General features: G+C 54.5%; 1 protein-coding gene and 1 pseudogene. Both read left to right on the top strand.

Going from position 1 to position 1240, the window contains the following annotated elements; translation table 11 throughout:
• Positions 1-293 (top strand): annotated as a pseudogene (locus NW857_RS04250) (alpha/beta hydrolase); the annotation flags it as partial.
• Positions 294-496: 203 nt separating this feature from the next.
• Positions 497-901: a universal stress protein gene (locus tag NW857_RS04245; protein WP_414333698.1), complete on the top strand. Its 405-nt coding sequence runs from the start codon at positions 497-499 to the stop codon at positions 899-901.
• The last annotated feature ends 339 nt before the right edge of the window (positions 902-1240 follow it).

The raw sequence follows: 1240 nt of genomic DNA, 5'->3' as shown, positions 1-1240 counted from the left end.
ATGCTCTGGCTAAAGACTTAGATACTTCCCCCATACCTCACTCCCTATTTCAGGTGATAGCGATTCCAGCTCGGAAAGTTTCGGTGCCGATGTTGGTTTGCGCCAGCAAGGATGACCCCATTGTGGATCCTGCTGCGCTCGAGAAGTGGAAAAACCACTTAAAGCCGGGGGATCAAATGTGGCTTTGCCCTGGAGGGCGACACTTTTTTCACTATTCTTTTCCAAGTTTGGTCAATCTGAAAATCATGGATTTTTGGCAGGAACTGCGCAAACTTCAGCCCAGCATGGCCTAAGGCGGCTGGATCTTCGCGGGATGATGGACATGGCCGCTCATTCAAACACTGGAGGAGCTCCGTTTGCCGCCCAGGTCGAGCCCCTCACAACAGAAAAACGGGCAGGGGTGGAAGGAGGCCATTGAGCTGCCGGTAAAATTGATAGAATGAGGCCGGCCCCCCGACTTGGATAGGGAATGGGCTTGACTGTGGGATCCGCGACTATGTTCGACAAACTGCTCTTTCCCATCGACAACTCGCGTGAGACCAGCCACGCCTTGCCCTTAGTGGCAGACATAGCGCAGCGCTACAAAAGTCAGGTGTACCTGCTCTCGGTTCTGGATGCTGCGGAGCTGGACGCGGAGCGGGCAGAACAAGCCCGGCAGAACATCCAGAACCTGCTCAAACAGACGGAGCTGGGCCTACAGCAAATTGGCATCAGCAGCGTCAAGAGCGAGTATCGCGAGGGAAAAGTGCCCTTTGTGATCTGCGATGTGGCAGACGAGCTGGAGATCAGCCTGATCGTGATGGGATCCCGTGGCCTCAGCTTGTCTGCGGAGGGGCGGAACAACTCCGTCAGCCACCGGGTGATCGACCTCGCCCCTTGCCCGGTGCTGGTGGTGCCCTGAGGGGCAAGGATCCCGGCAAGTGTTATCCTGGAGAGTACTTCAAGGGGGGCTCTTGCCCAGTCTAAATGTTGCCTTGTGTAACAGCAAGGCTATTATTCTTTGGCTTATCTGAGAGTTTGCAGTACAACGAAGAGCGAGATACAGCTTTGTCCGACTTTGTGGGCGGTCTGCAGGATCAGATCCCGGTATGCGCACATCTGTATTGACTTCAGAAAGTGTCGCCGGAAGAAGCTGTGAGCCTCATTGTTAGCAACAGCCGGTCAGTTCCCTTCCGAGAATCGTCATGGAAAGTCGTGGTTATAACAAGTCCTCGCAGAAAAGCTTTGAGGTGATGCGGCA

The sequence above is a fragment of the Synechococcus sp. H55.9 genome, from assembly GCF_047462355.1.
In the GTDB taxonomy this organism is placed as follows: Bacteria; Cyanobacteriota; Cyanobacteriia; order Thermostichales; family Thermostichaceae; genus Thermostichus.
Note: the sequence above shows the minus strand (reverse complement) of the source record. Positions and strands in the feature narration are given on the sequence as shown.

What these genes read in the sequence shown, in the direction of transcription:
- NW857_RS04245 (WP_414333698.1), top strand. Translation starts at nt 497, where the DNA reads ATGTTCGACAAACTGCTCTTTCCCATCGACAACTCGCGTGAGACCAGC.